Source organism: Halomonas faecis (genome assembly GCF_010993975.1).
GTDB lineage: Bacteria > Pseudomonadota > Gammaproteobacteria > Pseudomonadales > Halomonadaceae > Halomonas > Halomonas faecis.
Genome location: NZ_JAACZO010000057.1, coordinates 97,012 through 123,145 on the forward strand (window position 1 = coordinate 97,012; position 26,134 = coordinate 123,145).

Consider the following 26,134-nt stretch of genomic DNA (forward strand, 5'->3'; position numbering starts at 1 on the left):
GGCCATCCATGGCCAGCTCGTTCGAAGCAGTGCTTCTCTCCCCTGGCGTCGGACCTCCCCTCTGGCCTGTTCCCGGCGCCGCTCACGGTGGTGGCGACTCAGCGCAACTGCTCGGCGGCCTCGCACAATAGGGCTGCCGTCTCCTCCCAGCCGAGACAGGCATCGGTGATCGAGACCCCGTAGCGCAGCCGGTCGCGCTCGAGCGGCTGCTTGCCCTCATTCAGGTGGCTCTCGAGCATCACCCCGGCCAGCGCCATCTCGCCGGCCCGGCGCTGTGCCAGCACGTCACGCAGCACCGCCGCCTGGCGGCGATGATCCTTGCGGGCGTTGGCGTGGCTGCAGTCCACCATCAGGCGAGGGTTGAGTCCGGCGGCCTCCAGCGCCTCGCGGGCGGCACGCACCGACTCCACATCGTGATTGGGGCCGCTGCGCCCGCCGCGCAGCACCAGCTGGGCATGAGCATTCCCAGCCGTGTCGCGCACTACCGGCCGGCCGGCCGCATCCAGGGCGAAGTGCTGATGCGGGTGAGCCGCCGCACGCATGGCATCCAGCGCCACCTGAATCTCCCCACCCGTGGCGTTCTTGAAGCCCACGGCAGCGTCGAGGCCGCTGGCCAGCTCGCGGTGCAGCTGCGATTCGGTGGTGCGCGCCCCGATCGCCACCCAGGCCAGCAGATCGTCCAGGTAGGGTGCGAGCATTGGCTGCAGCAGCTCGGTGGCCACCGGCAGGCCCAGAGCGGCGATCTCGCGCATCAACTGACGCGACAGAGCCAGGCCATGAGCCATATCGCCGCTGCCATCGAGGTCGGGATCATAGGCGAGCCCCTTCCAGCCCACGGTGGTGCGCGGCTTCTCCACGTAAACGCGCATCACCGGCAACAGCCGGTCGGCAACGTCTGGCATCAACTCGGCAAGACGCCGGGCGTACGCAAAAGCCGCCTCCGGATCGTGAATCGAACAAGGTCCGACGACCACCAGCAGTCGGTCGTCGTCGCCGGCCACGATGCGTTTGACGGCGTCACGCTGCGCAGCGATGCGTTCGGCGAGCTCGGGAGAACGAGGCAGGCGGGCATGCAGCTCGGCCGGGGTGGGCAATCGCGTCTCGCGACAAGTGGCGGAAGCGGTGTCGAGTGGCTGGCGCTCGGCCAGGGAAAGCGGGGCATTCATGGCGATCAACTCCGTGAGGTCGGTAAACATCGTGTCGAGGTCATGCCACCGGCAGTCTCACGGTCGGAGGTGGCGCACTGGACCGACCGCGCTTCGCTAAATCGCCAATAGCCATAGTAGCCAGTGAAACCGGTCTGCGGGCGATGGGCGTAAGCGGTGGATGCGGTCATGCTACCTCTCCTGTCGTCTCTCACGTGGGTATCGGTCACCCCAAATGCAGAACCCCCGGGCGGGCCAGCCGTCCGGGGGTTCTGTGCGGAGGCGGCCCTGGTGGTGTGCCGCCCGGCGATGTCGCGTCTTGCGTTCAGGACATGGCCACCGGCACACCGGTCGTAAACCAGTAGCCAAACCAATAGCCACGCACACCGTCAGCGACGTGAACATCGTCATGCGCAGAGTGGGCGTGGAAGATCGGGGTCATGGCTCTCTCCTGATACGTCGCTTCATCCTGCCGCAATGCGGAACGGCTGGCAAGGGCCTCAGGCGTTGTCTGAAAAGTCGGCGAGCGCAGCCAGTTTTCGGACAATGCCTAGCCGGCCAGCAGCAGGTAGACGCCAATGGTGGCCGGCAGACAGCTCATGCTCACCAGCACGAGCAGTCCCAGGATGATGCTGAGCAGGCCGCTGTCGTCACGAAAGTCGTCATGATGCGCCATGGGAATACCTCTCTTTCTCGTCAGGGGGCGTCAGTTTACCTCAGGCACTGTCCGCCTTCGACCGAGCGGGGCGATCAGCGCAGGTGGCGCCCGCCATCGACCGGCAAGGTGATGCCGGTCACATAGCGATTGTCGAGCAGGTAGCGCAGGCTCTGGTAGATCACCCCGGGCCCGGGAACCATCTCCATCACCGACTTGGCCTTGGCCTTTTCCACGTAGGCATCGCTGTCGCCCTCATTCAGCATGATCAACGCCGGAGCGATGGCGTTGACCTGGATCGACGGCGCATACATGGCCGCGAAGGAGAGCGTCAGGTTGGCGAGTCCTGCCTTGGTGGCCGCATAGGCGGCATGCTTCTTCGACCCCTTCTGCACCACATGGTCGGTCAGGTGCACGATGTCGCGCTGGGGCTCGCCACACGCCTCGAGCAACTCGCGTCCGTGCAGGTTGATCAGGTAGGGCGCCAGCATGTGGATGCGAAAGAGCCGTTCGAAGTTGGCCCCAGCCTCGTCGCCGGTGGAGTCCGGCGCCCAATCGCTGGCATTGTGCACGATGGCGCGCAGAGCACGGGTCTCGGCCTTCAGCCGTGCCAGGAAGTCGACAATGCCCGCCTCCGTCGCGAAATCGGCCTGCAGGGTCACGATGCCCCGCTCGCGCAGTGCCGTCAGCTCGTCGCGTTCGCGGCGGTAGCTGACGATCACCGGATGGCCGTCGTCGACGAGCCGCTCGGCACAGTGGCGCCCCAGCCGCTGGGCTCCGCCGGTGATGAGAATCGGGGCGGCGCTCATGAGCCGGTTCCCCGCTTGAGGCTACCCAGGGTGGGCACCAGGGGGTCGCGCGGCGCATAGGCGAACACATCGGAAAAGGTGCGCGATGCCACCAGACCGAAAGAAGCCAGCACGTCCACGCAGGCATACACCATGCCCGGCGATCCGGAGAGATAGACGTCATGCTCGCTGACGTCGGCGAGCGTTTCCGCCAGCGCCTGGTCGATGCGGCCACGGTGAGCGACAATTCGATCGCCGACGACCGGCGTCTCCGGCGCCCGCTCGGTGACCAAGTGAAAGCGAAAGGCGGGATGCGCTGCCGCCCACTGCTGCGGCAGGCTCTCGAGGTAGAGGTCGCGTCGCTCGCGGGCCGCCCACCACAGCTCGATGGGGCGCTCGGGAGCCTCGTGCAGCGAGGCTTCGACGATCGCCTTCATCTGCGCGAAACCGGTGCCGGCAGCCACCAGCAGCAGCGGACGCGTGCCCTCGCTGTCGAGCACGCAGTCGCCGCCGGGCAGATGCAGGGAGAGCTGTTCCGCCGTCTGCACGAGATGCCGCAGCTGGGCCGAATTCTCTCGCTCCGGCCAGTGCTGAATGTGCAGTTCCAGCCTGCCGTCGCCCGCATGGGCATTGGCGATGGAGAAGGGCACCCAGGTGTCATCGTCGAGCTTGAGTTCCAGATACTGGCCCGGCGCATGCGCCATGGCCTCGGCGCGACCTTCCAGCCACACCCGCAGCACATCGGGGGTCAGATCCTCCACTGCCGTAACCTGGCAGGTCAGGGTCCTTGACGTCATGAATGCCTCTTGTGATCAGGAGATTGGGGGAGCGCGATTCCCAGTTCGTCCCAGCGTTCGCTGACACGGGCCTTGACGGCCGCGTCCATGACGATGGGCGTGCCCCATTCGCGGTCGGTCTCGCCAGGCCACTTGGCGGTGGCGTCGAGCCCCATCTTGGAACCGAGCCCCGCCACCGGCGAGGCGAAGTCGAGGTAGTCGATGGGCGTATTCTCGACCATCACGGTGTCACGGGCCGGATCCATGCGGGTGGTGATGGCCCAGATCACGTCTTCCCAGTCGCGGGCGCTGACGTCGTCGTCGAGCACCACCACGAACTTGGTGTACATGAACTGGCGCAGAAAGCTCCACACGCCCATCATTACCCGCTTGGCGTGGCCCGGATACTGCTTCTTCATGGTCACCACCGCCAGGCGGTAGGAACACCCCTCCGGCGGCAGGTAGAAATCGACGATCTCGGGGAACTGCTTGCGCAGAATCGGCACGAACACCTCATTGAGAGCCACGCCGAGGATCGCCGGTTCGTCGGGCGGCCGACCGGTATAGGTCGAATGGTAGATGGCGTCGCGCCGCATCGTCATGCGTGTCACTGTGAACACCGGGAAGTGGTCCACTTCGTTGTAGTAACCGGTGTGATCGCCGTACGGGCCTTCCGGAGCCGTGTCGTCGGGATGGATGACCCCCTCGAGAATGATCTCGGCGGAGGCCGGTACTTCCAGGTCGGCATGGCCGCATTTGACCAGCTCGGTGCGCGAGCCCCGGAGCAGCCCGGCGAAGGCGTACTCGGAGAGCGTATCCGGCACCGGCGTCACCGCACCGAGGATGGTCGCCGGGTCGGCACCCAGCGCCACGGCCACCGGGAAGGGCTCGCCAGGATGGGCCGCCTGCCACTCCTGAAAGTCCAGCGCACCGCCGCGGTGCGACAGCCAGCGCATGATCAAGCGATTCCTGGAGAGCTTTTGCTGGCGGTAGATGCCGAGGTTCTGCCGGGTCTTGTGCGGCCCCTTGGTCACCACCAAGGGCCAGGTGACCAGCGGTGCGGCATCGCCGGGCCAGCAGTGCTGGATGGGTAGGCGGTCGAGGTCGACGTCCTCACCTTCGAGCACCACCTCCTGCACCGGAGCGCTGCGCACCGTCTTCGGGCCCATGTTCATGACCTGCTTGAAGATCGGCAGCTTCTCCCAGGCATCGCGCATGCCCTTGGGCGGGTCGGGTTCTTTCAGAAAGGCGAGCAGCTTGCCCACTTCGCGCAGCGCCTCGACCGACTCCTCGCCCATACCCAGGGCGACCCGCTCGGGGGTGCCGAACAGGTTGCCGAGCAGCGGCATGGCGTGGCCCTTGACGTTCTCGAACAGCAGCGCCGGACCGCCGGCCCGCAGGGTGCGGTCGCAGATCTCGGTGATCTCCAGGTAAGGGTCGACCTCGGCGCTCACGCGCACCAGCTCCCCCCTTTCCTCGAGAGCCTTGATGAAGTCACGCAGGTCCTTGTACTTCATTCAGATCTTCCGGTTCCAGAATGACGAAAGGGGCAGCTTAGCATGCTGCCCCTTATCGCTTCGCCCTGCGAAGCTACTGACAATCCAGCCTCACCGTTCTTGAGCCGAGGCTGTTCCGTCAACAGGCTCCTGAGCCAAGAATTGACCGCAGCGAGGGGCGCCGGGGACAAGCCGTAGGGGAGGTCCTACGCCATGGATGGCGTGGGTAGCGTACAGGGAGGTATTCACAGCGCCTCCCCGCAGGCTTGTCGACGGAACAGCCCCGAGCGCCTCGCCGCCTACAACCATCAGCGGCGCTTCATCGCTTCGAAGAACTCGAGGTTCGTCTTGGTATCCTTGAGGCGATCGATCAGGAACTCGGTGGCCGCCGTGTCTTCCATGGGATTGAGCAGCTTGCGCAGGATCCACATGCGCTGCATCTCTTCGTCGGAGGCGATGAGATCTTCGCGGCGGGTGCCGGAACGACGAATGTTCATGGCCGGGTAGACGCGGCGCTCGGCGAGCTTGCGGTCCAGGTGGGCCTCCATGTTGCCGGTGCCCTTGAACTCCTCGAAGATCACTTCGTCCATCTTGGAGCCGGTGTCGACCAGCGCCGTGGCGATGATGGTCAGGCTGCCGCCTTCCTCGATGTTGCGTGCCGCACCGAAGAAGCGCTTGGGCTTCTCCAGGGCATGGGCGTCGACGCCGCCGGTGAGCACCTTGCCAGAACTGGGTACCACGGTGTTGTAGGCGCGTGCCAGGCGGGTGATGGAGTCGAGCAGGATCACCACGTCCTTCTTGTGCTCGACCAGGCGCTTGGCCTTCTCGATCACCATCTCGGCGACCTGCACGTGGCGTGCCGGCGGTTCGTCGAAGGTCGAGGCGACCACCTCGCCACGCACGGTGCGCGACATCTCGGTCACTTCCTCCGGACGCTCGTCGATCAGCAGCACGATCAGGTGGCACTCGGGGTTGTTGCGGGTGATCGACGTCGCGATGTTCTGCAACATCAAGGTCTTGCCCGCCTTGGGCGGGGAGACCAACAGGCCGCGCTGGCCCTTGCCGATGGGCGCCACCAGGTCGATGATCCGCGCCGTGATGTCCTCGGTGGAGCCGTTGCCGATCTCCATGCGCAGCCGCTCCTGGGGAAACAGCGGCGTGAGGTTCTCGAAGAGGATCTTGTGCTTGGCGTTCTCCGGCCGGTCGAAGTTGATCTCGCTGACCTTGAGCAACGCAAAGTAGCGCTCACCCTCCTTGGGCGGGCGAATCTTGCCGGAAATGGAGTCGCCCTTGCGCAGATTGAAACGGCGGATCTGCGACGGCGAGACGTAGATGTCATCGGGCCCGGCCAGATAGGAGCTATCGGCGCTGCGCAGAAACCCGAAACCATCCTGGAGAATCTCCAGAACGCCGTCCCCGTAGATCGCCTCGCCGCTCTTGGCGTGCTTCTTCAGGATGGCAAAGATGATGTCCTGCTTGCGCGAGCGAGCCAGGTTGTCGATGCCCATTTCCCGGGCGGTTTCCAGGAGTTCCGGAACGGGCTTTTGCTTGAGTTCGGTGAGATTCATCGGTGCGTTCGGAGGTTGCTCATATCAGCGTGACGGCACGGCGCCGCGAAAACGACGGGAAAAGAACGGTACGCCGCAAGGGTGCGTTCAGAACCCAGGAAGGCATCCAATCTGTAGCGATGACTTACGGGTGATGAACTCGGCGCTCGACATGGTCCAGCCGGACGTATCGGCTGATGGACGCAGACCGCAAGGCGGCATCTTGGTCGAGGGAGCAGCGCTTATGTCGCCTGGACTGCCATCGCCTGTACTCGGCTCACGTGCCCATGACAGGCCGGCACGGATCGAGGACGACAAAAGGGACTGACTGACGACTTGAGTTGACCGCGACGCGAAGGCCGTGTCTCGGCCGGAAAGCATTCGGAACAGGCGAACGTCACGATGGTAGACAAGCCCGACGGGGAACGCAACCCCTGTGATGGCCGCCTGCAGCACGGCGATTGACAAGCTCCCGATGGCGCCGCACCCTTTTGCCCACCTGCCGCCAGGACATTCCCATGACCGACGTCACGGACCGCAACGCTCGCTTTGCCGCACGCCAATCTACGCTGACCCGTCTGGCCGCCATCGACCTGGGCTCCAACAGTTTCCACCTGCTGGTGGCCAATGCCCTGGGCGGTCGCCTGCAGGTCGTGGCACGCCGCGGCGAGAAGGTGCAGTTGGCCGCCGGTCTCGATGACACCGGCCAGTTGGATGACGCCGCCTTGGAGCGTGCCATGGCGTGTCTGGCACGCTTCGCGCCCTTCGTCAGCGACATCGCCCCCGGCAACCTGCGCGTGGTGGGCACCAATGCTCTGCGCGATGCCGCCAACAGCGAAGCGCTCATCGAGCGCGCCGAGGCGCTGCTCGGCTGCCGCGTGGAGATCATCGCCGGCCGAGAGGAGGCGCGCCTCATCTATTTGGGGGCCGCCCACTCCCTGGCCGAGAACGGGCGACGGTTGATCGTCGATATCGGCGGCGGCTCCACGGAGTTCATCATCGGCGAGCGCTTCGAGCCTCTGGCACTGGAAAGCCTGCAACTCGGCTGCGTGTCCTATTCCCGCCGCTTCTTCGCCGATGGTGCCATCACCGAAAAAGCCTTTCGCCGCGCCGAACTGGCCGCCCACTCCGAGCTGGCCAATATCCAGCGCCCCTATCGGGAACTGGGCTGGAACGACCCCGTCGGCTCCAGCGGCACCATCAAGGCCGCCGCCGCGGTGATCGCTGCCGCCGGCGATGCCCCGGAAGGAACGATCACTCGCCAAGGCCTCGCGCGGCTCCGTCAGCGACTGCTGAAGTGCAAGCACGTCGACAAGCTCGACCTGACCGGACTGAAGGCCGATCGCGCCCGGGTCTTTCCCGCCGGCGTGGCCATACTCGGCGCCATTTTCGAGGCTTTCGAGCTGGCCACGATGCGCTACGCCGACGGCGCCCTGCGCGAAGGCGTACTCTACGACATGGTGGGTCGCAACAGCCCGGAAGACACCCGACTCAAGACCATCGAGGCGCTCGAACAACGCTACGGCATCGACTCGCGCCAGGCCCGGCATGTCGCTACCACGGCCACGGCGCTGCTCGGCCAGGTACGCGAATCCTGGGGGCTGGACGAGGAACAGACACGCTTCCTCGCCTGGGCGGCGCGCCTGCATGAGATCGGCCAGGCCATCTCCCACAGCCAGTTCCACCGTCACGGCGCCTACCTGCTGGAGCACTCGGATCTCGCCGGCTTCTCGCGCCCCGAACAGCGCCGGCTGGCCTTTCTGGTTCGCGCCCACCGGCGCAAGTTTCCGGTCAAGGAGTGGCAGGCGCTCCCGGCAGCCGAGAAATCCGCCCTCGGCAGGCTGGCCCGACTGCTGCGACTGGCGGTCTTGCTCAATCACGCCCGTCCCGAGCGCCCTCCGACGATGCCGGCCCTGTCTACCAGAGGCGACGACCTGTACCTGCTTCACGAGTCCGCCGAGGATCCCTCGCTGCTGCAAACCGACCTGGAGCAGGAAGCCGACTACCAGAATGCCGCCGGCTTCACCCTCGAGCTGGAGTGACGAGGGGCTCTCCCCGCCACCCTTCGCCGACCAACAGCCACGCACACCGCTCCGGCGCCAGCACGGCCACCGGCTGCTCGCCGTGCCAGGCTACCAGCAGTTGCTCTCGCACCCAGGGCGGTACCGCTATCTCCTGCAGCAACCGCTTGAGGTCGCGCGTACCGCGACCAGGCAGGCGCAGCCGCTCGCCGCCTCGGCGGGCAGCCACGCGCAGGCCCGCAATCGCTGCGCCGCTAGCCGGCACCAGCGAAACCCGGTACTCGCCCAGCGGTGACGACAGAGGCGTCAGACCATCCCAGTCGACCTGCCAGCCGGCGGGAACTCGAGCGGGCGGTGCCAGCAGATGCAGAATACCGCGCCAGACTCGCGCCTCACCGCCGGGCCAGGCCACCTGAACTTCGGCATCGCGGCGCGCATCGAGCTGACCGAGCAGCGTTTCCAGACGCGCCGCCGGCGGCATCGTCAAGTCCAGGCGTTCGCAGCAGTAGCGAACCAGCAGCCGTTGGCGCGCCAGCGAAAGTGCCGCCAACCCGGCCACCTCGAGACGAGCCGGCTCGCCTCCCAGCGCTGCCAGGTCCTGCGCCGCGAGTTCGCCGAGCAAGTCGTCGGCCTCGCCCGCTCGGTCGGCACTTTGGGCAAGGGAGCGCTCGGCCCGTGGCCAGCGGGCTTCGAGCAGCGGCAGCACGCGATGGCGCAGGAAGTTGCGATCCAGCGACTCGTCGCGGTTGGACGGGTCGTCGACCCAGGCTAGCCCAAGCGCCCCGGCCTCGGCTTCGAGTGCACTACGCGTCTCGCCCAGCAACGGCCGCTCGAGCCGGCGCATCCGCCAGTCGCGGCATGGCGGCATGGCGGCCAGGCCGCGAATGCCACTGCCGCGTAGCGCAGCGAGCAGGAAGGTTTCGGCCTGGTCGTCGCGATGCTGGGCCAGCCACAGCGTCTCGCCGGGCGCCACGCGACGCGCGAAGGCGGCGTAGCGCGCCTCGCGCGCCGCCCCCTCCAGCCCCTGGCCATCCGCGACATCGACGGCCACGCGCTCCACGAAGAGAGGTACCCCGAGCCGCGAGCAAAGCTGCCGACAGTGGCATTCGAAGCCATCGGCAGCCGCTTGCAGGCCGTGGTGGACGTGCACTGCATGGAGGGGCCGGGGGTGGCGGCGGCTGGCTCTCGCGGCGAGCGTCAGCAGCAGGCTGGAATCCAGCCCGCCGGAGAGCGCCACCCAGACGACACGCCCCGGCGAGGTTTCCGCCAGGGCGTCATCGACCAGAAGCTGAAGGGACATGCCCGGCAAGCGCTGTCGCCTCAGGCCGATCAGGCAGGGGCACCGTAGCTCATGAGCCGCTCATAGCGACGCTCGAGGAGTTCCTCCGTCGCCATGCCGTCGAGGCGCGAGAGGCTGTCGAGCAGCGCCGTCTTGATACGCTCGGCAGTGGTCTGCGGATGGCGGTGAGCGCCTCCCAGGGGCTCGGGAATCAGGGTGTCGACCAACCCCAACTCCTTGAGCCGCTCGGCGGTGATACCCATGGCCTGAGCCGCCTCGGCAGCCTTCTCGGCGCTCTTCCACAGGATGGAGGCGCAGCCTTCCGGCGAGATCACCGAGTAGGTGGAGTACTGCAGCATGGCCAGCTCGTCGCACACGCCGATGGCCAGAGCACCGCCGGAGCCCCCCTCACCCACCACGGTAGCGATGATCGGCGTCTTGAGCCGCGACATCACCGCCAGGTTGTAGGCGATCGCCTCGCTCTGACCGCGCTCCTCGGCATCGATGCCCGGGTAGGCGCCGGGGGTGTCGATGAAGGTCAGCACCGGCATACCGAAGCGCTCGGCCATCTCCATCAGGCGGCACGCCTTGCGGTAGCCCTCAGGGCGCGGCATGCCGAAGTTGCGGCGCACCTTCTCCTTCACCTCGCGCCCCTTCTGGTGGCCGATCACCATCACCGGACGCTCGTCGAGTCGGGCCACGCCGCCGACGATGGCAGCGTCGTCAGCGAAACGCCGATCGCCGTGCAACTCATCGAAGTCGGTGAAGACGTGCTCGAGATAGTCGAGGGTATAGGGGCGCTGGGGATGGCGTGACAGCTGCGAGACCTGCCAGGGCGAGAGATCCTTGAAGATCGACTCGGTGAGCTTGCGACTCTTCTCTTCGAGGCGGCCGATCTCGTCGCTGAGGTTGACCTGGCTGTCGTTGCCGACCAGGCGTAGCTCCTCGATCTTGGCCTGGAGTTCGGCGATGGGCTGTTCGAAATCGAGATAGTTGGGGTTCATTGGCTGGAGGCCTTGTTGAGTTTCACCGCCCGGGCCCGAAGCGGGCCGACGGCGCGAAAAGTGAAAGTGGCTGGCATTATCGCACCCTCAACGCGCCACGCAAGGCGACACCGCCGCTGCTGGCGACGGCTCGGGGTCCTAAGCCCGAGGCCCGAGGCCCGAAGCCCGAAGCCCGAAGCCCGAAGCCCGAAGCCCGAAGCCCGAAGCCCGAAGCCCGAAGCCAGTTTACCGATACTTGAGTCGCACGCCATCCTGTCCCTCGACATCGCGCAGCCCGGTCAACAGCTCGTCGCTGGGTGTGACCCGCCACTCGTCGGCCAGTTCCAGCCAGCCGGCGGCCGCGGCGTTGCGGTAACGCAGACGCACCGGCAGGCCCCCATCGTCTCGATACGGGGCCAGGCTCGCCTGCAGGCTCTCCACTAGCCGGCCGTTGCCGCGAGCGCCGTCGAGAGAGAGCTCCACCGCTTCGCCATAGCGCGTGCGCGCCGCCACCATGGGCGTGACCTCCTTGCCACGCAGGCGCAGCCCGCCGGAATAGTCATCCGTCGACACCTCGCCTTCGACGATCAGCACCTGATCGGCCTCAATCTGCCCGCGCAGCGTATCGTACAACTCGCCGAACAACGACGCCTCGATGCGTCCGGTACGATCATCCAGGGTGACGAAGGCCATGCTGTCGCCGCGCTTGGACTTCATGGTGCGCACGGCCACTACCAGGCCGGCCACGCGCTGCGGCTCCCGCGACGGCTTGAGGTCCACGATGCGCGTGGCCACGAAACGCGCAAGCTCACCTTCGTATTCGTCGATGGGGTGGCCGGTGAGGTAGAGCCCCAGCGTCTCCTTCTCACCGGCCAGCCGCTCCTTGTCGCTCCAGTCGCGTACTCGGAGGTAGTCGGCATAGGCATCGCTGGCCGTGCCTTCATCGACGAAGGCCTCGCCGAACATGTCCATCATGCCGAGGTTCTGGTTGGTCTGGGTCTGGGCGGCCGCCTTGAGAGCGTCGTCCAGCGCCGCGGTGAGCACGGCACGGCTTGGTCCCAGGTTGTCCAGGGCGCCAGAACGAATCAGTGCTTCCAGGGTACGTTTGTTCATACGTCGCGGGTCGACGCGACGGCAGAAATCGAAAAGGTCGCTGAAGGCCCCTTCCGCCTCACGCGCTTCGACGATGGCGCCGATGGGCCCCTCGCCTACGCCACGAATGGCGCCCAGGCCATATACCACCCGGCCCTGGTCGTCCACGGTGAACTTGTAGCCGCCCACGTTGACGTCCGGCGGCGTCACGGTGAGCCCCAGGTGGCGACACTCCTCGATCAACGGCACCACCTTGTCGAGGTTGTCCATTTCGGTGGACATCACCGCGGCCATGAAGGGGCCCGGATAATGGGCTTTCAACCAAGCCGTCTGATACGAAACCAGCGCATAGGCCGCCGAGTGAGACTTGTTGAAGCCGTAGCCGGCGAACTTTTCCACCAGGTCGAAGATGTTGCCGGCGAGATCCTTGTCGATGCCGTTGGCGGCACAGCCCTCCATGAAGCCGGCGCGCTGCTTGGCCATCTCCTCGGGCTTCTTCTTGCCCATGGCGCGGCGCAGCATGTCGGCCTGACCCAGCGAGTACCCGGCCATCACCTGGGCGATCTGCATCACCTGCTCCTGGTAGAGGATGATGCCGTAGGTGGGAGCGAGCACCGGCTCGAGCAGTTCGTGCTGATAATCCGGGTGCGGATAGGAGATCTCGGCACGGCCATGCTTGCGGTTGATGAAGTCGTCCACCATGCCCGACTGCAGCGGACCGGGGCGGAACAGCGCCACCAGAGCGATCATGTCCTCCAGGGAGTCGGGCAGCAGGCGTTTGATCAGTTCCTTCATGCCCCGCGACTCGAGCTGGAATACCGCCGTGGTCTCGGCGCGCTTGAGCATCTCGAAGGTCGGCTTGTCGTCCAGTGGAATGCTGTCGATATCGAGCGGCCCCTCCCCCGCTACGGCGCGCACCTTGTCGACCATGGCCAACGCCCAGTCGATGATGGTCAGGGTGCGCAGGCCGAGGAAGTCGAACTTGACCAGGCCTGCCTCTTCGATGTCATTCTTGTCGAACTGCACCACCAGCCCCGAGCCATCGTCGTCGCACAGCAGTGGCGCGAAATCGGTGAGCTTGGTGGGCGCGATCACCACCCCGCCGGCGTGCTTGCCGGTGCCGCGGGTGATGCCCTCGAGCTTCTCCGCCATCTCCCAGATCTCGGCGGCTTCCTCGTCGGCTTCGAGAAACTCGCCCAGCGCCGGCTCGGCCTCCAGCGCCTTGGCCAGCGTCATACCCACTTCGAAGGGGATCAGCTTGGAGAGCTTGTCGCCCAGCGAGTAGGGCTTGCCCTGGGCGCGGGCCACGTCGCGCACCACTGCCTTGGCGGCCATGGTGCCGAAAGTGACGATCTGCGATACCGCGTCGCGACCGTAACGCTCTGCCACGTACTCGATCACCCGATCGCGCTTCTCCATGCAGAAGTCGACATCGAAGTCGGGCATGGAGACCCGTTCGGGGTTGAGGAAGCGCTCGAAGAGCAGATCGTAGCCGATGGGGTCGAGGTCGGTGATCTTCTGAGCATAAGCCACCAAGGAGCCGGCGCCGGAGCCGCGCCCGGGGCCGACGGGGACGTCGTTGTCCTTGGCCCACTGGATGAAGTCCATCACGATCAGAAAGTAGCCGGGAAAGCCCATCTGGATGATGATGTCGAGCTCGAAGTCGAGCCGTTCCCGGTAACGCCGGTCGATGGCCTGGTACGCTTCGCCGTCACGCGGGTACGCCTCGGCCGGGTAGAGGAAGTCGAGGCGTTCGGTGAGGCCGTCGTGGGAGATCTGACGGAAGAACTCGTCCTGGGTCATGCCCTCGGGAATCGCGAACTCCGGCAGGAATATCTCACCCAACCGCACGTCGACGTTGCAGCGCGCGGCGATCATCACGCTGTTTTCGAGCGCCTCGGGAATGTCGGCGAACAGCTCGGCCATCTCCGCCGGGCTCTTGAGATACTGTTCCTCGGTGTATTTTCGCTCGCGGCGCGGATCGTCGAGCGCCTTGCCCTCGCCGATGGCCACCCGTGTCTCGTGTGCCCAGAAGTCGTCGCGTTCGAGAAAGCGCACGTCGTTGGTGGCCACCACCGGCGTTGCGCTCTCCACGGCGAGCTCCACCGAAAGATGCACGCACTCCTCCTCCAAGGGCCGGCCGGTGCGAGTCAACTCCAGATAGAAGCGCTCGGGGAAGGCGGCGTTCCACTCATCGAGCAACGCCCGCGCTTCCTCCCGATGGTCGCTGAGCAGGTGGCGACCAATCTCGCCCTCGCGACCGCCGGAAAGTGCGATCAGCCCTTCGCTCTGGTCGAGCACCCAGGCTTTGTCGAGCACGGCGCGCCCCTGCTGCTGTCCCTCGACCCAGCCCCGCGAAATCAGCTCGGTCAGGTTGCGGTACCCCGTGTCGTTCATGGCCAGCAGCGTCAGGCGATAGGGGTGCGCCTCGTCGTAAGGGTTGGTCAGCCACAGGTCGGCGCCGATCAACGGCTTGAGTCCCGCCCCCTCGGCACTCTTGTAGAACTTGACCAGCGCGAAGAGATTGGCCTCGTCGGTGACCGACAGGGCCGGCATGCCCCGTTCGGCCGTGGCCTTGACCAGGGGTTTGAGGCGCACCAGGCCGTCGACCAGGGAGTATTCGGTATGAACGCGAAGGTGAACGAAGGGCGTGGTCATGGTGGACTCGGTGCTTGGCAGTGAATGGGCAACACGCGAACGAGACAGTGGCAGTCGGGTATTGTCGGGGCTCAGCCGGGGGCAGGCCGTAGAGGAGGTCTTTTGCCATGGATGGCAAAAGTAGCGCCCAAGGAGGGGTTCACAGTGCCTCCTCGTAGGCCTGTCCCCGGCACCTTTCGCTGCGGCCTTGACTGATCAAATCAGCAATTCCGGGACATCAAATCAGCGCCAACTGGCGCCTGACCGGGCCAAAGGAGCGGCGATGCTCGGCCAGCGGCCCCAAACGCTCCAGGGCGGCCAAGTGCTCGCGGGTCGGGTAGCCCTTGTGACGGGCGAAGCCATAATCGGGATGCCGGGCATCCAACGCCACCATCTGGGCGTCGCGAGCCACCTTGGCGAGTATCGACGCCGCAGCGATGGCTGGATGGCGGGCGTCGCCCTTGACCACCGCCTGGCCGGGAACATGATGCCCGGGCAGGCGGTTGCCGTCCACCAGCAGGTATTCGGCAGCGGGCGTCAGGGTATCGATGGCACGCCGCATGGCCAGGTGGGTCGCATGATAGATGTTGAGCGTGTCGATCTCGTCGGGCGTGGCCTCGGCAACGGCGAAGGCCAGCGCATTGTCACGCACCTCACTGTCCAGGGTTTCACGCCGCTTGGCGCTCAGTGTCTTGGAGTCGCCGAGCCCGGCGATGGGGCGCGCCGGGTCGAGAATCACTGCCGCCGCCATCACGCTCCCCACCAGCGGGCCGCGCCCTACCTCGTCGACGCCAGCCAGTCGCAAACCCTGGTAGTCGACCACCAGTGGCGGCAGCTCAGTCGCCATCAGAGTACGCCTCCTCGACGGTTTTGGGCACGACGCTGGATGGCAAGGGGCGGCGGGCCACCAGCGCTTCGATGGCCTCGGCCGCGCGACGGCTGGCATCGCGCTGCAGGCCGGCATGCATCTCGGCGAAGCGCGCCTCCTGGGCGGCGCATCCGGCGCGGTCATCGAGCATGGCAGAAAGCCGCCGGGAGATTCCCTCGACACTGGCCGCGTCCTGGATCAGCTCCGGCACCAGCGTCTCGCGAGCGATCAGGTTCGGCAGCGAGATCCACTCGCTCTTGACCAGCCGCCGGGCCAACCAGTGGGTGGCCGGGGCCATGCGATAGGCCACCAGCATGGGGCGGTGGCAGAGCATCGCCTCCAGCGCGGCGGTGCCCGAAGTGAGCAGCACCATGTCGCTTGCCACCATGGCCTCATGCGCCTGGCCATCGAGCAGGGTGACCCGCCCTGCCAGCGCAGGCCGTTCGGCCAACAGCGCCTCGATCTCCGAGCGACGCTCCGGGGTGGCCGCGGGGATGACGGCGTGCAGCGACGCCCGGGCCTGGCTCAGCCGTTCGACCACATCGAGGAAGGGCCTTCCCATGAAGCGGATCTCGCTGGCCCGCGAGCCGGGCAGCACCGCCAACACCTCGGCCTCGGGAGGTAGGGCGAGGCCGGCACGCGCCGTCATGCGATCATTCTCCAACGGCAGCTCGTCGGCAAGGGGATGACCGACGAAGGCTACCGGCACACCGTGCCGGGCGTAGAAAGCTGCCTCGAAAGGCAGGAAGGTGAGCATGGCATCCACGGCACGGGCAATGCCCTTGACCCGCCCCTGACGCCAGGCCCACACGGAGGGGCTGACGTAGTGCGCGGTGGGAATGCCGGTCTCGCGCAGTTGGCGCTCCAGGCCCAGGTTGAAGTCAGGAGCATCGATGCCGACCATCACGTCCGGCCGCCAGGCCAGGGCGTCCCTGCGCAGGGCGCGCCGCACTCCGACGAGACGAGGCAGATGCCTGAGCACTTCCACCAACCCCATCACCGAGAGCGTCTCCAACGGGAAGCGGCCATCGATGCCCTCGGCGAGCATGCGCGGCCCGCCAATGCCGCGAAACTCGATATCCGGATGGCGCACCTTGAGCTCACGCATCAACCCGGCACCCAGCCGGTCACCGGACAGCTCGCCGGCCACTAGATAGACCTTGAGCGGCACGCCGGCCATGATCAGCGCACGATGCCGCGAGTCGAGATCTCGATGGAGGCGGCAAAGGTTTCAGTTTCCGCCAACCGATAACGCTCACGGATCTCCAACAGCGCCTGTTCCACGGTCAACCCTTGGCGATACACCAGCTTGTAGGCTTCGCCCAGCGACCGAATCGCTTCCTTGGAGAAACCCCGTCGCTTGAGCCCCACCAGGTTGAGGCCATGAACCTGGGCCGGGTTACCATTGATCATGACGAAAGCCGGGGTGTCCTTGGTGATGATCGAACCACCGCCGGCCATGGCGTGGGTGCCGAAGTGGCAAAACTGGTGCACGGCGGCGAGACCGCCGAGAATGGCAAAATCCCCCACGGTGACGTGGCCGGCCAGAGTGGCTTGATTGGCCAGAATGCAGTCGTTGCCGATCACGCAGTCGTGGCCCACGTGCACGTAGGCCATGAACAGGTTGCGCGCGCCGATGGTGGTCTCGCCGCGATCCTGGGCCGTACCACGATGCAGCGTGGCGCATTCGCGAATGACATTGTCGTCGCCCATCACCAGACGCGTCGGTTCACCGGCGTATTTCTTGTCCTGGCAGTCTTCACCCACCGAAGCGAATTGGAAGATACGAGTCCGTGCCCCAAGCACCGTAGGCCCCTTGATCACCACGTGTGGACCGATACGTGAGCCAGGCCCGATTTCGACGTCGGGGCCGATTACCGTGAAGGGTCCGACCTCGACGTCCTCGGCCAGACGCGCCTCGGGATCGACGATGGCAGTGGGATGGATCAAGCGACTTTCCTCTCGGCACAGATGATGTCGGCCTCGCAGGCCAATTCTCCGTCCACGGTAGCACGGCAGGCAAATTTCCAGATGCCGCGTTTTTCACGCACCACGTCAGCCTGCAGGACCAGACGGTCACCGGGCATCACCGGGCGCTTGAAGCGCACGTTGTCGCTACCCACGAGATAGTAGACGTAGCCATCGGCCGGCAGCTTGTTGACGGTCTTGAAACCGAGAATACCGCACGCCTGAGCCAGTGCCTCGATGACCAGCACGCCAGGCATGATCGGATGGTGCGGAAAATGACCGTTGAAGAACGGCTCGTTGATGCTGACGTGCTTGTAGGCAACGATGGATTCGCCGAGCGCCAGCTCCGTGACCCGATCCACCAGCAGGAACGGGTAGCGGTGCGGCAGATACTCACGAATCTCGTTGATGTCCATTACCATCGTAGCGACCTCTGAGGTGTGGGGATGAGACCGGCGGCAGTGGCGGCTGTACCGGCTTCCCGGAGGCCCCCGCCTGCGCTGCGACCGCCGCCTGGGCGCAGCCAGTCAGACGGGCGAGGGATTATAGCGTCACCCGCGCGGCACTCAAGCGTCGCGATCGCGTTTCTCGAGACGCGACAGGCGCCGCGCGATGTCATCGAGCTGTTTGAAACGCACCGCATTCCGGCGCCATTGCGCGTTGGGCATGGCCCCGGTGCCGGACGAATAGACGCCCGGCGCATCGATGGAGTTGGTGACCAGGCTCATACCCGTCACATGGACTCCGTCGCAGATCGTCAGGTGGCCGGAAAGCCCCACGCCGCCGCCCAGCATGCAGTGTTTGCCCACTCGCGTGGAGCCGGCGATGCCAACGCACCCCGCCAGGGCGCTGTGATCGCCGATACGCACGTTGTGCGCGATCTGGACCTGACTGTCGATCTTGACGTCATTGCCGATCACCGTGTCGTCCAGTGCTCCGCGGTCGATGCTCGAGCAGCTGCCCACTTCGACATCGTCACCCAGCACCACGCCACCCAGCTGAGCGATCTTGTGCCAACGCCCGCCATCGTGAGCGAAGCCGAAACCATCGCCGCCGATGACGCAGCCGCTGTGCAGGATGGCCCGCGCACCGATCACTGCCCCTCGGCACACGGTGACATTGGCATGCAGTCGAGAACCGGCGCCGATCCGCGCACCGGCCTCCACCACGCTACCCGACCCGACCACCACCTCATCGTCCAGAATGACACCGGCCTCGATCACGGCATTGGGCCCAACTTCGACGCCATCGCCCAACACGGCATCCTCGGCCACTACCGCAGACGCATGGACACCGCCAGTCGGGCGCGCCAGAAAAGGGTCGAACAGCTGTGATAGCTGCGCATAGGCCAGGTAGGGGTTGTCCAGCACCAAACGTGCCACGGGACACGCCTCGGCATGCTCAGGCTGGATCAGCACCGCGGCCGCACCGGTAGTGGCAAGGTCCTTCAGGTAGGCGGCATTGGCCAGAAAAGCGACATCCTGAGGTCCGGCATCCTTCAGCGTGGCCAGGCCGTATACACGTCGCGATCCATCACCCTGAATGCGTGCGCCGAGACGCTCGGCGAGCGCATCCAAAGTGAAGCCGGAGGAATCGTTTGGGATCATGGAAGCCTGGAGCAAGCAAGGGCGTCATGCGCCGAAATCAGAGGAGCGTGTTCAGAATCTCAGTCACTTCCGACGTCAGGTCGGGCAGATCGACATCGGAATGCAGCACGCCCTGCGGCTCCACCAACACCTCGACGCTGTGCCGCGTGATCACCTGGTCGACGGCCTGTTCCAGCTTGGGTTCGGCCTCGGACAGGAAGGCCTGCTCCGCCTCCTGCTGCGCCTGCATGATCTCGCCACGCAGCTGTTCGAAGCGGCTGCCCTTCTGCTGGAACTCCTGCATCAGGGCCTGCCGCTCGCCTTCAGGCAGGCTGTCACCTTCCTGCTGCAGGCGCTGCTGCATCTGTTGAAGCTCCTGACCCAGCGACTCGGCCTCCCGCTGCTGGCCGCCGATGCGGCTCTCGAGATCGCCCATGGAACGCTGAGCGGCATTCGACTCCATCAGTGCCGTGCGCCAATCCAGCAGAGCGACCTCAGCCGCCTGAACCTGAGCCGAAACGGCAAAGGCACTCATCAGGCCGAGCCAGAATACAGCGAAGAATTTACGCATACGGGTTACCTCACTCAACAACGATCAGAATGTCTGGCCCAGAGAGAACTGGAACGCCTGGGTATCATCGCCGCTTTCGTCGTTCAACGGCTCGGCGATGCTGAAGGTCAACGGCCCCACCGGGGTCAGCCAGGAGAGGCCCACGCCGGCACTATAGCGAAGGTCGCCGAAATCGACGCCGCTGCTGCAGCGGGAAGGGCCATCGCTCGCTCTCACCGGATAGCAGTCGGTCAGGAAGGTGTTGCCGGCATCGACGAAGAAGGCGGCCTGCAACGAGCGCTGATCTTCCACGAAGGGCAGCGGGAAAAGCAGCTCGGCACTGCCCTCGACCAGCACGTTGCCGCCCAGGGTACGATCGCGGGTCGAATTCGCCGAAGGCGTGGTCGGTTGACCCAGAGTATTGCTGGTGAAGCCACGTACCGAGCCCAGGCCGCCGGCATAGAAGTTCTCGTAGAACGGATAGGGGTCATTGCCGATGGAATCGGCATAGCCCAAGCTGCCATCCAACTTCAGCCCCCAGGTCTGCTCCTCGTTGAACGGGAACAGCTGTTTGGCATTGGCGCGCAGCTTGTAGTAGTCGGCATCGCTGCCCGGCACGGCGGTTTCCAGCGAGACCCGCTGATAACTGCCATCGGTGGGCATGACGCCGCGGTTGAGGTTGTTGCGCGTCCAGCTAGTGGTGAACTTCAGACTCTGGGCGTCCTCTCCCTGGTCGTCGGCGTAGCGGAATATCTCCGAAGCGGTATCGCGGTAGGTCTTGATCGTCAGATCCTCGGCGCTGAGCCCGAAGTTGAGGCGCGACAGCTCGCTGATCGGATAACCCATGTTGATGCCACCACCGTAAGCATCGGTGGAGTAGGTGGAAATGTCCGAGTCCTCGTAGTCGGTCTCGCGGTAGAAGACGTTGTAACCCAGCGATATGCCGTCGAGGGTCCAGTACGGATCGGTGAAGCCGAAATTGATGTTGGTGAAGGTGTCGCTGCGCTGGGCGCCGATGTTGACGCGATTGCCGGTTCCCAGGAAGTTGTTCTGCGACAGCGCGGCCCCGTAGATGACGCCGGCACTCTGCGAGTAACCGATACTCGCGGAAATGGAGCCCGAAGGCTGCTCTTCCACCTCATAGGTGACATCGAGCTTGTCGGGCTCCCCGGCAACCGGCTGCGTCTCGACTTCCACCTGGCGGAAGAAGCCCAGGCGCTCGAGGCGCTGGCGCGACTGGCTGATCGATTCGGTGGAAGCGGGTGCGCCTTCCATCTGAATCATCTCACGGCGCAGCACTTCATCCTGCGTGGTGGTATTGCCAACGAACTCGATGCGTCTCACGTAGGCTCGCTGCCCCGGGTCAACGCGGAACGTCAGGTCCACGCTGTCCTCATCGGCGCCCGGCTGGGGCACCCCTTCGACATTGGCGAACGCGAAACCTTCCGCGCCGAGCCGGTTGCGCAGCGCCTCGCTGGACTCGGTCACGTCACTGCGCGAAAAGATCTCGCCGCTCTCGATGGTCAGCAGATCCCGCGCTTCGCTTTCGCTGATGTGCAGGTCCCCCTGAAAGCGAATATCGCCAAGCCGATACTGCTGGCCCTCAGAGAGGTTCACGGTGACGAAGATCTGCGACTTGTCAGGGCTGATCGACACCTGGGTGGAGTCGATGGAAAAGTTCACGTAGCCGCGATCGAGGTAGAAGGAGCGCAGACGCTCGAGATCGCCGGCGAGGGCTTCGCGGGAATACTCGTCGCTGGAAAACCAGCCGAACAACCAGCCGGGCTTGTCCTCGAGCTCGAAGGTGTCGCGCAGTTCGTCATCGTCGAAGTCGCGATTGCCGACGATGTTGATCTGACGAATCTTGGCCACTTCGCCTTCGTTGATGTCGATGTCGACCTGTACACGACCTTCATCGATCTCGCGAACCTGGGCATCGATTCGTGCGCTGTAGCGCCCCTGGGCCTGGTAGACACCTTCGAGCTCACGCTGGATCTCCTCCAGCGTGGAAAGCTGCAGCACCTGACCCTCGGCCAAGCCGGCCTCGCGCAAACCGTCACGCAGCTGCTCGTCCTCGATCTGGCTGTTACCCGAGATGTTGAGCCGCGAGATGGTCGGACGTTCGACCACTTGAATGACCAGCACGTCACCTTCGCGTGCCAACTGGACGTCCTCGAACAGGCCGGTTTCGAAGAGGCGACGAGCCGCCTCGGCCAGTTCCCGATCATCGACCCGGTCGCTGGCGCTGACGGGGAAGGCATTGAAGACGGAATCCGGTGAAATGCGCTGCAGGCCTTCCACGCGAATGTCGGAAACTTCGAAGGGTTCGGCCTGCGCGGCCTGCGCACCGGCCAGCAGCAGAGCCGCCAGTCCAAGGGTCTTGATATTCATGCAGTCGCTTCGCTCGCGTTGATCCGCCTGTCAATCCAGACAGGCACCTTATACATTTGTGCGGGTGACTGACAAGGTGGGCATACCCGTTGGCGCCCGTCCCATGCCCCCTAGGGGGAGTCGCTCGCTACCAGAGCCGCATCAGATCGAAATAGAGCGCCATCACCATCAGGGTGACGACCAATGCCAGGCCGATACGCAGTCCCACGGCCTGGGTACGCTCGGAAACCGGACGCCCGCGCAGCGCCTCGACGAAGTAGTAAAGCAGGTGACCGCCGTCGAGTACCGGAATGGGCAACAAGTTCAGCACTCCCAGGCTAATCGACAAGTAGGCCATGAAACTGACGAAACTCTCCAGCCCGGTTCGCGCCGTATCGCCGGCCACCTGAGCGATGGTGATGGGACCGGATAGATTGGACGGCGAAATCAGCCCCACCAGCATCTTGCGAATGGCATCCAGGGTCAACAACGACATTTCACCGGTTCGCGAGAGCGCCTGCCCCACTGCTGCCACCGGACCATAGCGTATCTCGCGGCGATATTCGTCCGGCCATGCCACCGGTTCGACCCCGGCGCCCACGTAACCGATGGTCGTACCGCCTTCGACCTCGCGCTCCCCCGGGGTAAGCGTCAGTTCCAAACGCTCTCCCCCGCGCGCGACATCCAGGGACAGTGCCTCACCCGGGCTCGTCCGCACGCGATTGACGAAATCCATCCAGTCGGCCACCGGTTCGCCGTTCACCGCGACCACCTCGTCGCCCGGCTCGAGCCCTGCCTCGGCCGCCGCCTCTCCGTCCATCACCTGGCCAAGCACCGCCGGAATATCCGGCTGCCAGGGTGTGATGCCCAGCGTGGCAAGCGGCCGAGGCGGGTCCTGGCGCACCAGGTAGTTCTCCACCGGCAGGCGGTATTCACGCGGATCGGCGACACCGTCACGGGCCTGCAGGCTCAGTTCGCCGTCGACGCCGATCGCCGCCACCAGCTTGAGATTGATCTGATCCCAGGAGCGCACCGCATCGCCGCGCACCGCGACGATCTCTTCGCCACCGGACAGTCCGGCGCGCGCTGCGGGCGACTCGGGTTCGACATCGCCGATGACGGGCACGACTGCCGTGGTACCCGCCACGAACAGCGCCCAGTAGACGGCGATGGCCAGCAGGAAGTTGGCCAAGGGCCCGGCAGCCACGATGGCGATCCGCTGCCACACGGTCTTGCTGTTGAATGCCAGATCGCGCTGATCGGGCGGAACGGGTGCCTCGCGTTCATCGAGCATCTTGACGTAGCCACCCAGCGGAATGGCGGCCACGGCAAATTCCGTGCCATGCCGGTCGTACAGTGACCAGATCGGCCTGCCGAAGCCTACCGAAAAACGCAGCACCTTGACGCCACACCGCCGCGCCACCCAGAAGTGGCCGAACTCATGGAAGGTAATCAGCAAGCCCAGCACCACGATGACGGCCAGCACGTTCTGGATCAGGCCCAAGTCACTCTCCTCGTTGCATTGACAGCATGGCGGTCTCTTCAGTCATCGCCCAACAGGCTCGTGGCCATGCGGCGCGCAAGGGTATCGGCCTCGAGCACGGACTCCAGGTCATCCGCCCGCCCTACCGCAAGCGCATCGCAGACACGCGCCACCAGTTCGCCGATACCGATGAACCCGAGCCGCCCGCACAGGAAGGCACCCACCGCCACTTCATTGGCGGCATTGAGCACCGCCGGAGCAGTACCGCCAGCCGCCATTGCCTGGCGCGCCAGACGCAGACAAGGGAATGCCGTCTCGTCCGGTGCCTCGAAGTCGAGACGCGCGACCTGAAAGAGGTCGAGCGCCTCGACGCCGGCCTCGATGCGCTCCGGCCAGGCCAGCCCATAGGCGATCGGCGTGCGCATGTCGGGGTTGCCGAGCTGGGCGATCACCGAGCCGTCGCTGTAGGCGGCCATGGAGTGGATCACGCTCTGCGGATGCACCACTACCTGCACCTGGTCGGGGCGCGCATCGAACAGCCAGCAAGCCTCCACCAGCTCCAGCCCCTTGTTCATCAGGGTCGCACTGTCCACCGAAATCTTGCGCCCCATGCTCCAGTTGGGGTGAGCACAGGCCTGATCGGGGGTCACCGTGGACAGGCGCTCGGGCGTCCAGCCACGAAACGGCCCCCCCGAAGCGGTCAACAGCAGTTGGGTCACTCCGTGCCGGGATAGCCCACCGCGATGCTCCACGGGTAGACACTGATAAATGGCATTATGTTCGGAATCGATGGGCAGCAGGGTCGCACCGTATCGCGTCACGGTATCCATGAAGAGCGCGCCGGACATCACCAGCGCCTCCTTGTTGGCCAACAGCACGCGCTTGCCGGCACGCACGGCGGCGAGCGTCGGCAGCAACCCGGCAGCACCGACGATGGCCGCCATGACCACGTCGACGTCACTGGCTTCGGCCACCTCGACCAGCGCCGCGGTGCCGGCACGCACGTCGGTGGCCAACCCCTCATCGGCGAGCCGCGATCGCAGCCAGACGGCATCCTGCTCCTGATCCAGGACCGCCACCTCGGGGCAGTGCTCACGGCACTGGGCCAGCAGCGCCTCACGAGAGCGGTGAGCGGTCAGCGCATGCACCCGATAGCGGTCGGGGTGGCGCGCGATCACGTCCAGGGTACTGGTGCCGATGGAGCCGGTGGCCCCCAGCACCGCAACGGCCTGCCGGTGACGGGCTATGCCCGGGGTATCGAGGCTCATGTCACAGCACCCCCAGCGAGAACAGCGCGAACAGCGGCACCGCGGCGGTCAGGCTGTCGATGCGATCGAGCACGCCGCCATGGCCGGGCAGCAAGTTGCTGGAATCCTTGATGCCGCGGTGGCGCTTGAGCATGCTCTCGAGCAGATCGCCGAGCACCGACACCAGCGTCACTACTGCCGTCGCGGCCAGCAGCGCCACGCCACCACCCGTCCCCAATCCTTGCCAGACGGCAAAGACGAGGGCCAGTGCCAGCGTGACTGCCAGGCCCCCGGCCACGCCCTCCCAGCTCTTGCCCGGGCTGACAGCCGGCGCCAGCTTGTGCCGTCCCCAGGCCCGGCCGCTGAAGTAGGCGCCGATGTCGGCTCCCCATACCAGCAGCAACACGAAGAGCAGCCACACGCTGCCGAGATCCCGCAACACGTTGAAACCGACCCAAGCCGGCAACAGCACCCATAGTCCCATGGCCAGGCGGCGCGCAGAGGGCTGCCACTGCTCCCGGCGGGCGGGATAGTGGATGACCCAGTAGAGGTTGAGCAGCCAGCCGACCACAGACAGCCAGAGCGGCCAGGTCGCGTGGGCACTGCCAGCGAGCCACAGCAGCACCATGACCACTGCCAAGATGGCGACCAGAACTCCGCGCACACCTCGCCGAGTCACGCCGGCGAGATTGGTCCACTCCCAGGTGGCGAGCAGTACCATGCCACCGGTGAAAAGCCCAAAGGCGGCACCGCTAAGGCCGAACAGCCCTCCTAGGGCAAGCGGCACCAGCCACAGAGCGGTGAGGATTCGCTGCCTAAGCACCGTCGACCTCGACCTGTTCGTCGGTCTTGCCGAAACGCCGCTGCCGGCCGCGGAAGTCATCGAAGGCGGCATCGAGCGCCTCACCGTCGAAGTCGGGCCACAGCCGCGGCGTGAAGTAGAGCTCGGCATAGGCCATCTGCCACAGCAGGAAGTTGGATATCCGCTGCTCGCCGCTGGTGCGGATGCACAGATCGACCGGCGGCGCATCGGCGAGGGAGAGGACGCGCTCGACGGCTGCCTCGTCGATGGCTTCGGGGGCGAGCTCGCCAGCGGCGACGCGCTCGGCCAGCCTTCGCGTCGCCCGCGTGATGTCCCAACGCCCTCCGTAGTTGGCCGCAATCACCAGATGCATTCCACGGTTCTCGGCGGTCAGTGCCTCTGCCTGCTCGATATAGTTCTGAATCGAGCGCGAGAAGGCACTGCGATCGCCGATGATCGAGAGACGAATGCCGTGCTCGTGCAGCTTTCTCACTTCGCGCTTCAGCGCCAGCAGAAAGAGCTCCATCAAAGCACTCACTTCGGCTTCGGGGCGCTTCCAGTTCTCGCTGGAGAACGCGAACAGCGTCAGCATCTCCACGCCACGCTCGCCGGCACGCCGAATGACGGCCCGCACGGCCTCGACGCCGGCGCGATGGCCGCGCACGCTGGACATGCCGCGCGCCTTGGCCCAGCGGTTGTTGCCATCCATGATGATGGCCACATGGCGTGGCACGCCGGCACTACCGGGTGCCGAGGGCGCGGAGGTGTGCGTTGACGTCATGGTGTCTCACATCGCGGGATGGACGGAGTCAGGCCTCAAGAGGCCGCGGACCTGGCGGAA

General features: G+C 65.6%; 21 protein-coding genes. 1 reads left to right on the plus strand and 20 read right to left on the minus strand.

From position 1 onward, the window contains the following. Positions 1 to 98 precede the first annotated feature (98 nt). The 6 genes from GFD32_RS17405 to rho form a co-directional block, all read right to left on the minus strand. Entirely contained in the window at positions 99 to 1,166 is a 1,068-nt protein-coding gene (locus GFD32_RS17405) for a 3-deoxy-7-phosphoheptulonate synthase (protein ID WP_163577847.1), read from the minus strand. Between the two features lie 529 nt (positions 1,167 to 1,695). Next, positions 1,696 to 1,821 (minus strand): hypothetical protein, encoded by a 126-nt coding sequence (locus tag GFD32_RS20080; protein ID WP_276208818.1) that lies wholly within the window; start codon positions 1,819 to 1,821, stop codon positions 1,696 to 1,698. 74 nt (positions 1,822 to 1,895) lie between these two features. Then, entirely contained in the window at positions 1,896 to 2,609 is a 714-nt protein-coding gene (gene folM / locus GFD32_RS17410) for a dihydromonapterin reductase (RefSeq protein ID WP_163577848.1), read from the minus strand. Continuing rightward, on the minus strand, positions 2,606 to 3,385 hold the full coding sequence (locus GFD32_RS17415; protein WP_163577849.1) for an NAD(P)H-flavin reductase: 780 nt from the start codon (positions 3,383 to 3,385) through the stop codon (positions 2,606 to 2,608). Before GFD32_RS17415 ends, folM begins: the two co-directional genes overlap by 4 nt. Further along, the gene (gene ubiD / locus GFD32_RS17420) at positions 3,382 to 4,881 is read right to left on the minus strand and encodes a 4-hydroxy-3-polyprenylbenzoate decarboxylase (RefSeq protein ID WP_163577850.1); all 1,500 of its coding nucleotides are present in this window, start codon (positions 4,879 to 4,881) and stop codon (positions 3,382 to 3,384) included. Before ubiD ends, GFD32_RS17415 begins: the two co-directional genes overlap by 4 nt. Positions 4,882 to 5,168: 287 nt before the next feature. Beyond that, on the minus strand, positions 5,169 to 6,428 hold the full coding sequence (gene rho / locus GFD32_RS17425; protein ID WP_163577851.1) for a transcription termination factor Rho: 1,260 nt from the start codon (positions 6,426 to 6,428) through the stop codon (positions 5,169 to 5,171). Between the two features lie 497 nt (positions 6,429 to 6,925). Here rho and ppx point away from each other — a divergent pair, with 497 nt between their 5' ends. Then, positions 6,926 to 8,449 carry an exopolyphosphatase gene (ppx, locus tag GFD32_RS17430; RefSeq protein WP_163577852.1) on the plus strand — a complete coding sequence of 508 codons (1,524 nt, stop codon included), beginning with the start codon at positions 6,926 to 6,928 and terminating at the stop codon, positions 8,447 to 8,449. Here ppx and tilS read toward each other — a convergent pair. The 14 genes from tilS to uppS form a co-directional block, all read right to left on the minus strand. Continuing rightward, positions 8,430 to 9,728, minus strand: coding sequence for a tRNA lysidine(34) synthetase TilS (gene tilS, locus GFD32_RS17435; protein ID WP_163577853.1), 1,299 nt, complete (start codon positions 9,726 to 9,728; stop codon positions 8,430 to 8,432). The two genes, ppx and tilS, sit on opposite strands and share 20 nt — an antisense overlap. 29 nt (positions 9,729 to 9,757) lie before the next feature. Next, positions 9,758 to 10,711: an acetyl-CoA carboxylase carboxyl transferase subunit alpha gene (accA, locus tag GFD32_RS17440; RefSeq protein WP_163577854.1), complete on the minus strand. Its 954-nt coding sequence runs from the start codon at positions 10,709 to 10,711 to the stop codon at positions 9,758 to 9,760. 225 nt (positions 10,712 to 10,936) lie between these two features. Next, on the minus strand, positions 10,937 to 14,440 hold the full coding sequence (gene dnaE, locus GFD32_RS17445) for a DNA polymerase III subunit alpha (protein WP_163577855.1): 3,504 nt from the start codon (positions 14,438 to 14,440) through the stop codon (positions 10,937 to 10,939). A 217-nt stretch (positions 14,441 to 14,657) separates the two neighbouring features. Beyond that, a complete protein-coding gene (gene rnhB / locus GFD32_RS17450; RefSeq protein WP_163577856.1) occupies positions 14,658 to 15,266 on the minus strand; it encodes a ribonuclease HII in 609 nt (202 codons plus the stop codon). Next, a complete protein-coding gene (gene lpxB, locus GFD32_RS17455; RefSeq protein ID WP_163577857.1) occupies positions 15,256 to 16,467 on the minus strand; it encodes a lipid-A-disaccharide synthase in 1,212 nt (403 codons plus the stop codon). Before lpxB ends, rnhB begins: the two co-directional genes overlap by 11 nt. 2 nt (positions 16,468 to 16,469) lie before the next feature. After that, entirely contained in the window at positions 16,470 to 17,237 is a 768-nt protein-coding gene (gene lpxA, locus GFD32_RS17460) for an acyl-ACP--UDP-N-acetylglucosamine O-acyltransferase (protein WP_163577858.1), read from the minus strand. Further along, on the minus strand, positions 17,234 to 17,677 hold the full coding sequence (fabZ, locus tag GFD32_RS17465) for a 3-hydroxyacyl-ACP dehydratase FabZ (protein ID WP_089683878.1): 444 nt from the start codon (positions 17,675 to 17,677) through the stop codon (positions 17,234 to 17,236). Before fabZ ends, lpxA begins: the two co-directional genes overlap by 4 nt. Before the next feature lie 144 nt (positions 17,678 to 17,821). Then, positions 17,822 to 18,862, minus strand: coding sequence for a UDP-3-O-(3-hydroxymyristoyl)glucosamine N-acyltransferase (gene lpxD, locus GFD32_RS17470; RefSeq protein WP_163577859.1), 1,041 nt, complete (start codon positions 18,860 to 18,862; stop codon positions 17,822 to 17,824). Between the two features lie 37 nt (positions 18,863 to 18,899). Beyond that, entirely contained in the window at positions 18,900 to 19,412 is a 513-nt protein-coding gene (locus GFD32_RS17475) for an OmpH family outer membrane protein (RefSeq protein WP_163577860.1), read from the minus strand. A 24-nt stretch (positions 19,413 to 19,436) separates the two neighbouring features. Next, entirely contained in the window at positions 19,437 to 21,782 is a 2,346-nt protein-coding gene (bamA, locus tag GFD32_RS17480) for an outer membrane protein assembly factor BamA (protein ID WP_240455699.1), read from the minus strand. A gap of 127 nt (positions 21,783 to 21,909) precedes the next feature. Beyond that, positions 21,910 to 23,265 carry a sigma E protease regulator RseP gene (gene rseP / locus GFD32_RS17485; protein ID WP_163577861.1) on the minus strand — a complete coding sequence of 452 codons (1,356 nt, stop codon included), beginning with the start codon at positions 23,263 to 23,265 and terminating at the stop codon, positions 21,910 to 21,912. A 38-nt stretch (positions 23,266 to 23,303) separates the two neighbouring features. Beyond that, positions 23,304 to 24,512, minus strand: a complete 1,209-nt coding sequence (ispC, locus tag GFD32_RS17490) for a 1-deoxy-D-xylulose-5-phosphate reductoisomerase (protein ID WP_163577862.1) — start codon at positions 24,510 to 24,512, stop codon at positions 23,304 to 23,306. A gap of 1 nt (position 24,513) precedes the next feature. Then, positions 24,514 to 25,314, minus strand: a complete 801-nt coding sequence (locus GFD32_RS17495; RefSeq protein ID WP_163577863.1) for a phosphatidate cytidylyltransferase — start codon at positions 25,312 to 25,314, stop codon at positions 24,514 to 24,516. Continuing rightward, the gene (uppS, locus tag GFD32_RS17500; protein ID WP_163577864.1) at positions 25,307 to 26,074 is read right to left on the minus strand and encodes a polyprenyl diphosphate synthase; all 768 of its coding nucleotides are present in this window, start codon (positions 26,072 to 26,074) and stop codon (positions 25,307 to 25,309) included. Before uppS ends, GFD32_RS17495 begins: the two co-directional genes overlap by 8 nt. Positions 26,075 to 26,134: the final 60 nt, after the last annotated feature.

What these genes read in the sequence shown, in the direction of transcription:
- GFD32_RS17405 (WP_163577847.1), bottom strand. Translation starts at nt 1,166, where the DNA reads ATGAATGCCCCGCTTTCCCTGGCCGAGCGCCAGCCACTCGACACCGCT.
- bamA (WP_240455699.1), bottom strand. Translation starts at nt 21,782, where the DNA reads ATGAATATCAAGACCCTTGGACTGGCGGCTCTGCTGCTGGCCGGTGCG.
- fabZ (WP_089683878.1), bottom strand. Translation starts at nt 17,677, where the DNA reads ATGGTAATGGACATCAACGAGATTCGTGAGTATCTGCCGCACCGCTAC.
- accA (WP_163577854.1), bottom strand. Translation starts at nt 10,711, where the DNA reads ATGAACCCCAACTATCTCGATTTCGAACAGCCCATCGCCGAACTCCAG.
- GFD32_RS17475 (WP_163577860.1), bottom strand. Translation starts at nt 19,412, where the DNA reads ATGCGTAAATTCTTCGCTGTATTCTGGCTCGGCCTGATGAGTGCCTTT.
- folM (WP_163577848.1), bottom strand. Translation starts at nt 2,609, where the DNA reads ATGAGCGCCGCCCCGATTCTCATCACCGGCGGAGCCCAGCGGCTGGGG.
- rnhB (WP_163577856.1), bottom strand. Translation starts at nt 15,266, where the DNA reads ATGGCGACTGAGCTGCCGCCACTGGTGGTCGACTACCAGGGTTTGCGA.
- dnaE (WP_163577855.1), bottom strand. Translation starts at nt 14,440, where the DNA reads ATGACCACGCCCTTCGTTCACCTTCGCGTTCATACCGAATACTCCCTG.
- uppS (WP_163577864.1), bottom strand. Translation starts at nt 26,074, where the DNA reads ATGACGTCAACGCACACCTCCGCGCCCTCGGCACCCGGTAGTGCCGGC.
- lpxD (WP_163577859.1), bottom strand. Translation starts at nt 18,862, where the DNA reads ATGATCCCAAACGATTCCTCCGGCTTCACTTTGGATGCGCTCGCCGAG.
- tilS (WP_163577853.1), bottom strand. Translation starts at nt 9,728, where the DNA reads ATGTCCCTTCAGCTTCTGGTCGATGACGCCCTGGCGGAAACCTCGCCG.
- rho (WP_163577851.1), bottom strand. Translation starts at nt 6,428, where the DNA reads ATGAATCTCACCGAACTCAAGCAAAAGCCCGTTCCGGAACTCCTGGAA.
- lpxB (WP_163577857.1), bottom strand. Translation starts at nt 16,467, where the DNA reads ATGGCCGGCGTGCCGCTCAAGGTCTATCTAGTGGCCGGCGAGCTGTCC.
- ubiD (WP_163577850.1), bottom strand. Translation starts at nt 4,881, where the DNA reads ATGAAGTACAAGGACCTGCGTGACTTCATCAAGGCTCTCGAGGAAAGG.
- GFD32_RS20080 (WP_276208818.1), bottom strand. Translation starts at nt 1,821, where the DNA reads ATGGCGCATCATGACGACTTTCGTGACGACAGCGGCCTGCTCAGCATC.
- ispC (WP_163577862.1), bottom strand. Translation starts at nt 24,512, where the DNA reads ATGAGCCTCGATACCCCGGGCATAGCCCGTCACCGGCAGGCCGTTGCG.
- GFD32_RS17415 (WP_163577849.1), bottom strand. Translation starts at nt 3,385, where the DNA reads ATGACGTCAAGGACCCTGACCTGCCAGGTTACGGCAGTGGAGGATCTG.
- ppx (WP_163577852.1), top strand. Translation starts at nt 6,926, where the DNA reads ATGACCGACGTCACGGACCGCAACGCTCGCTTTGCCGCACGCCAATCT.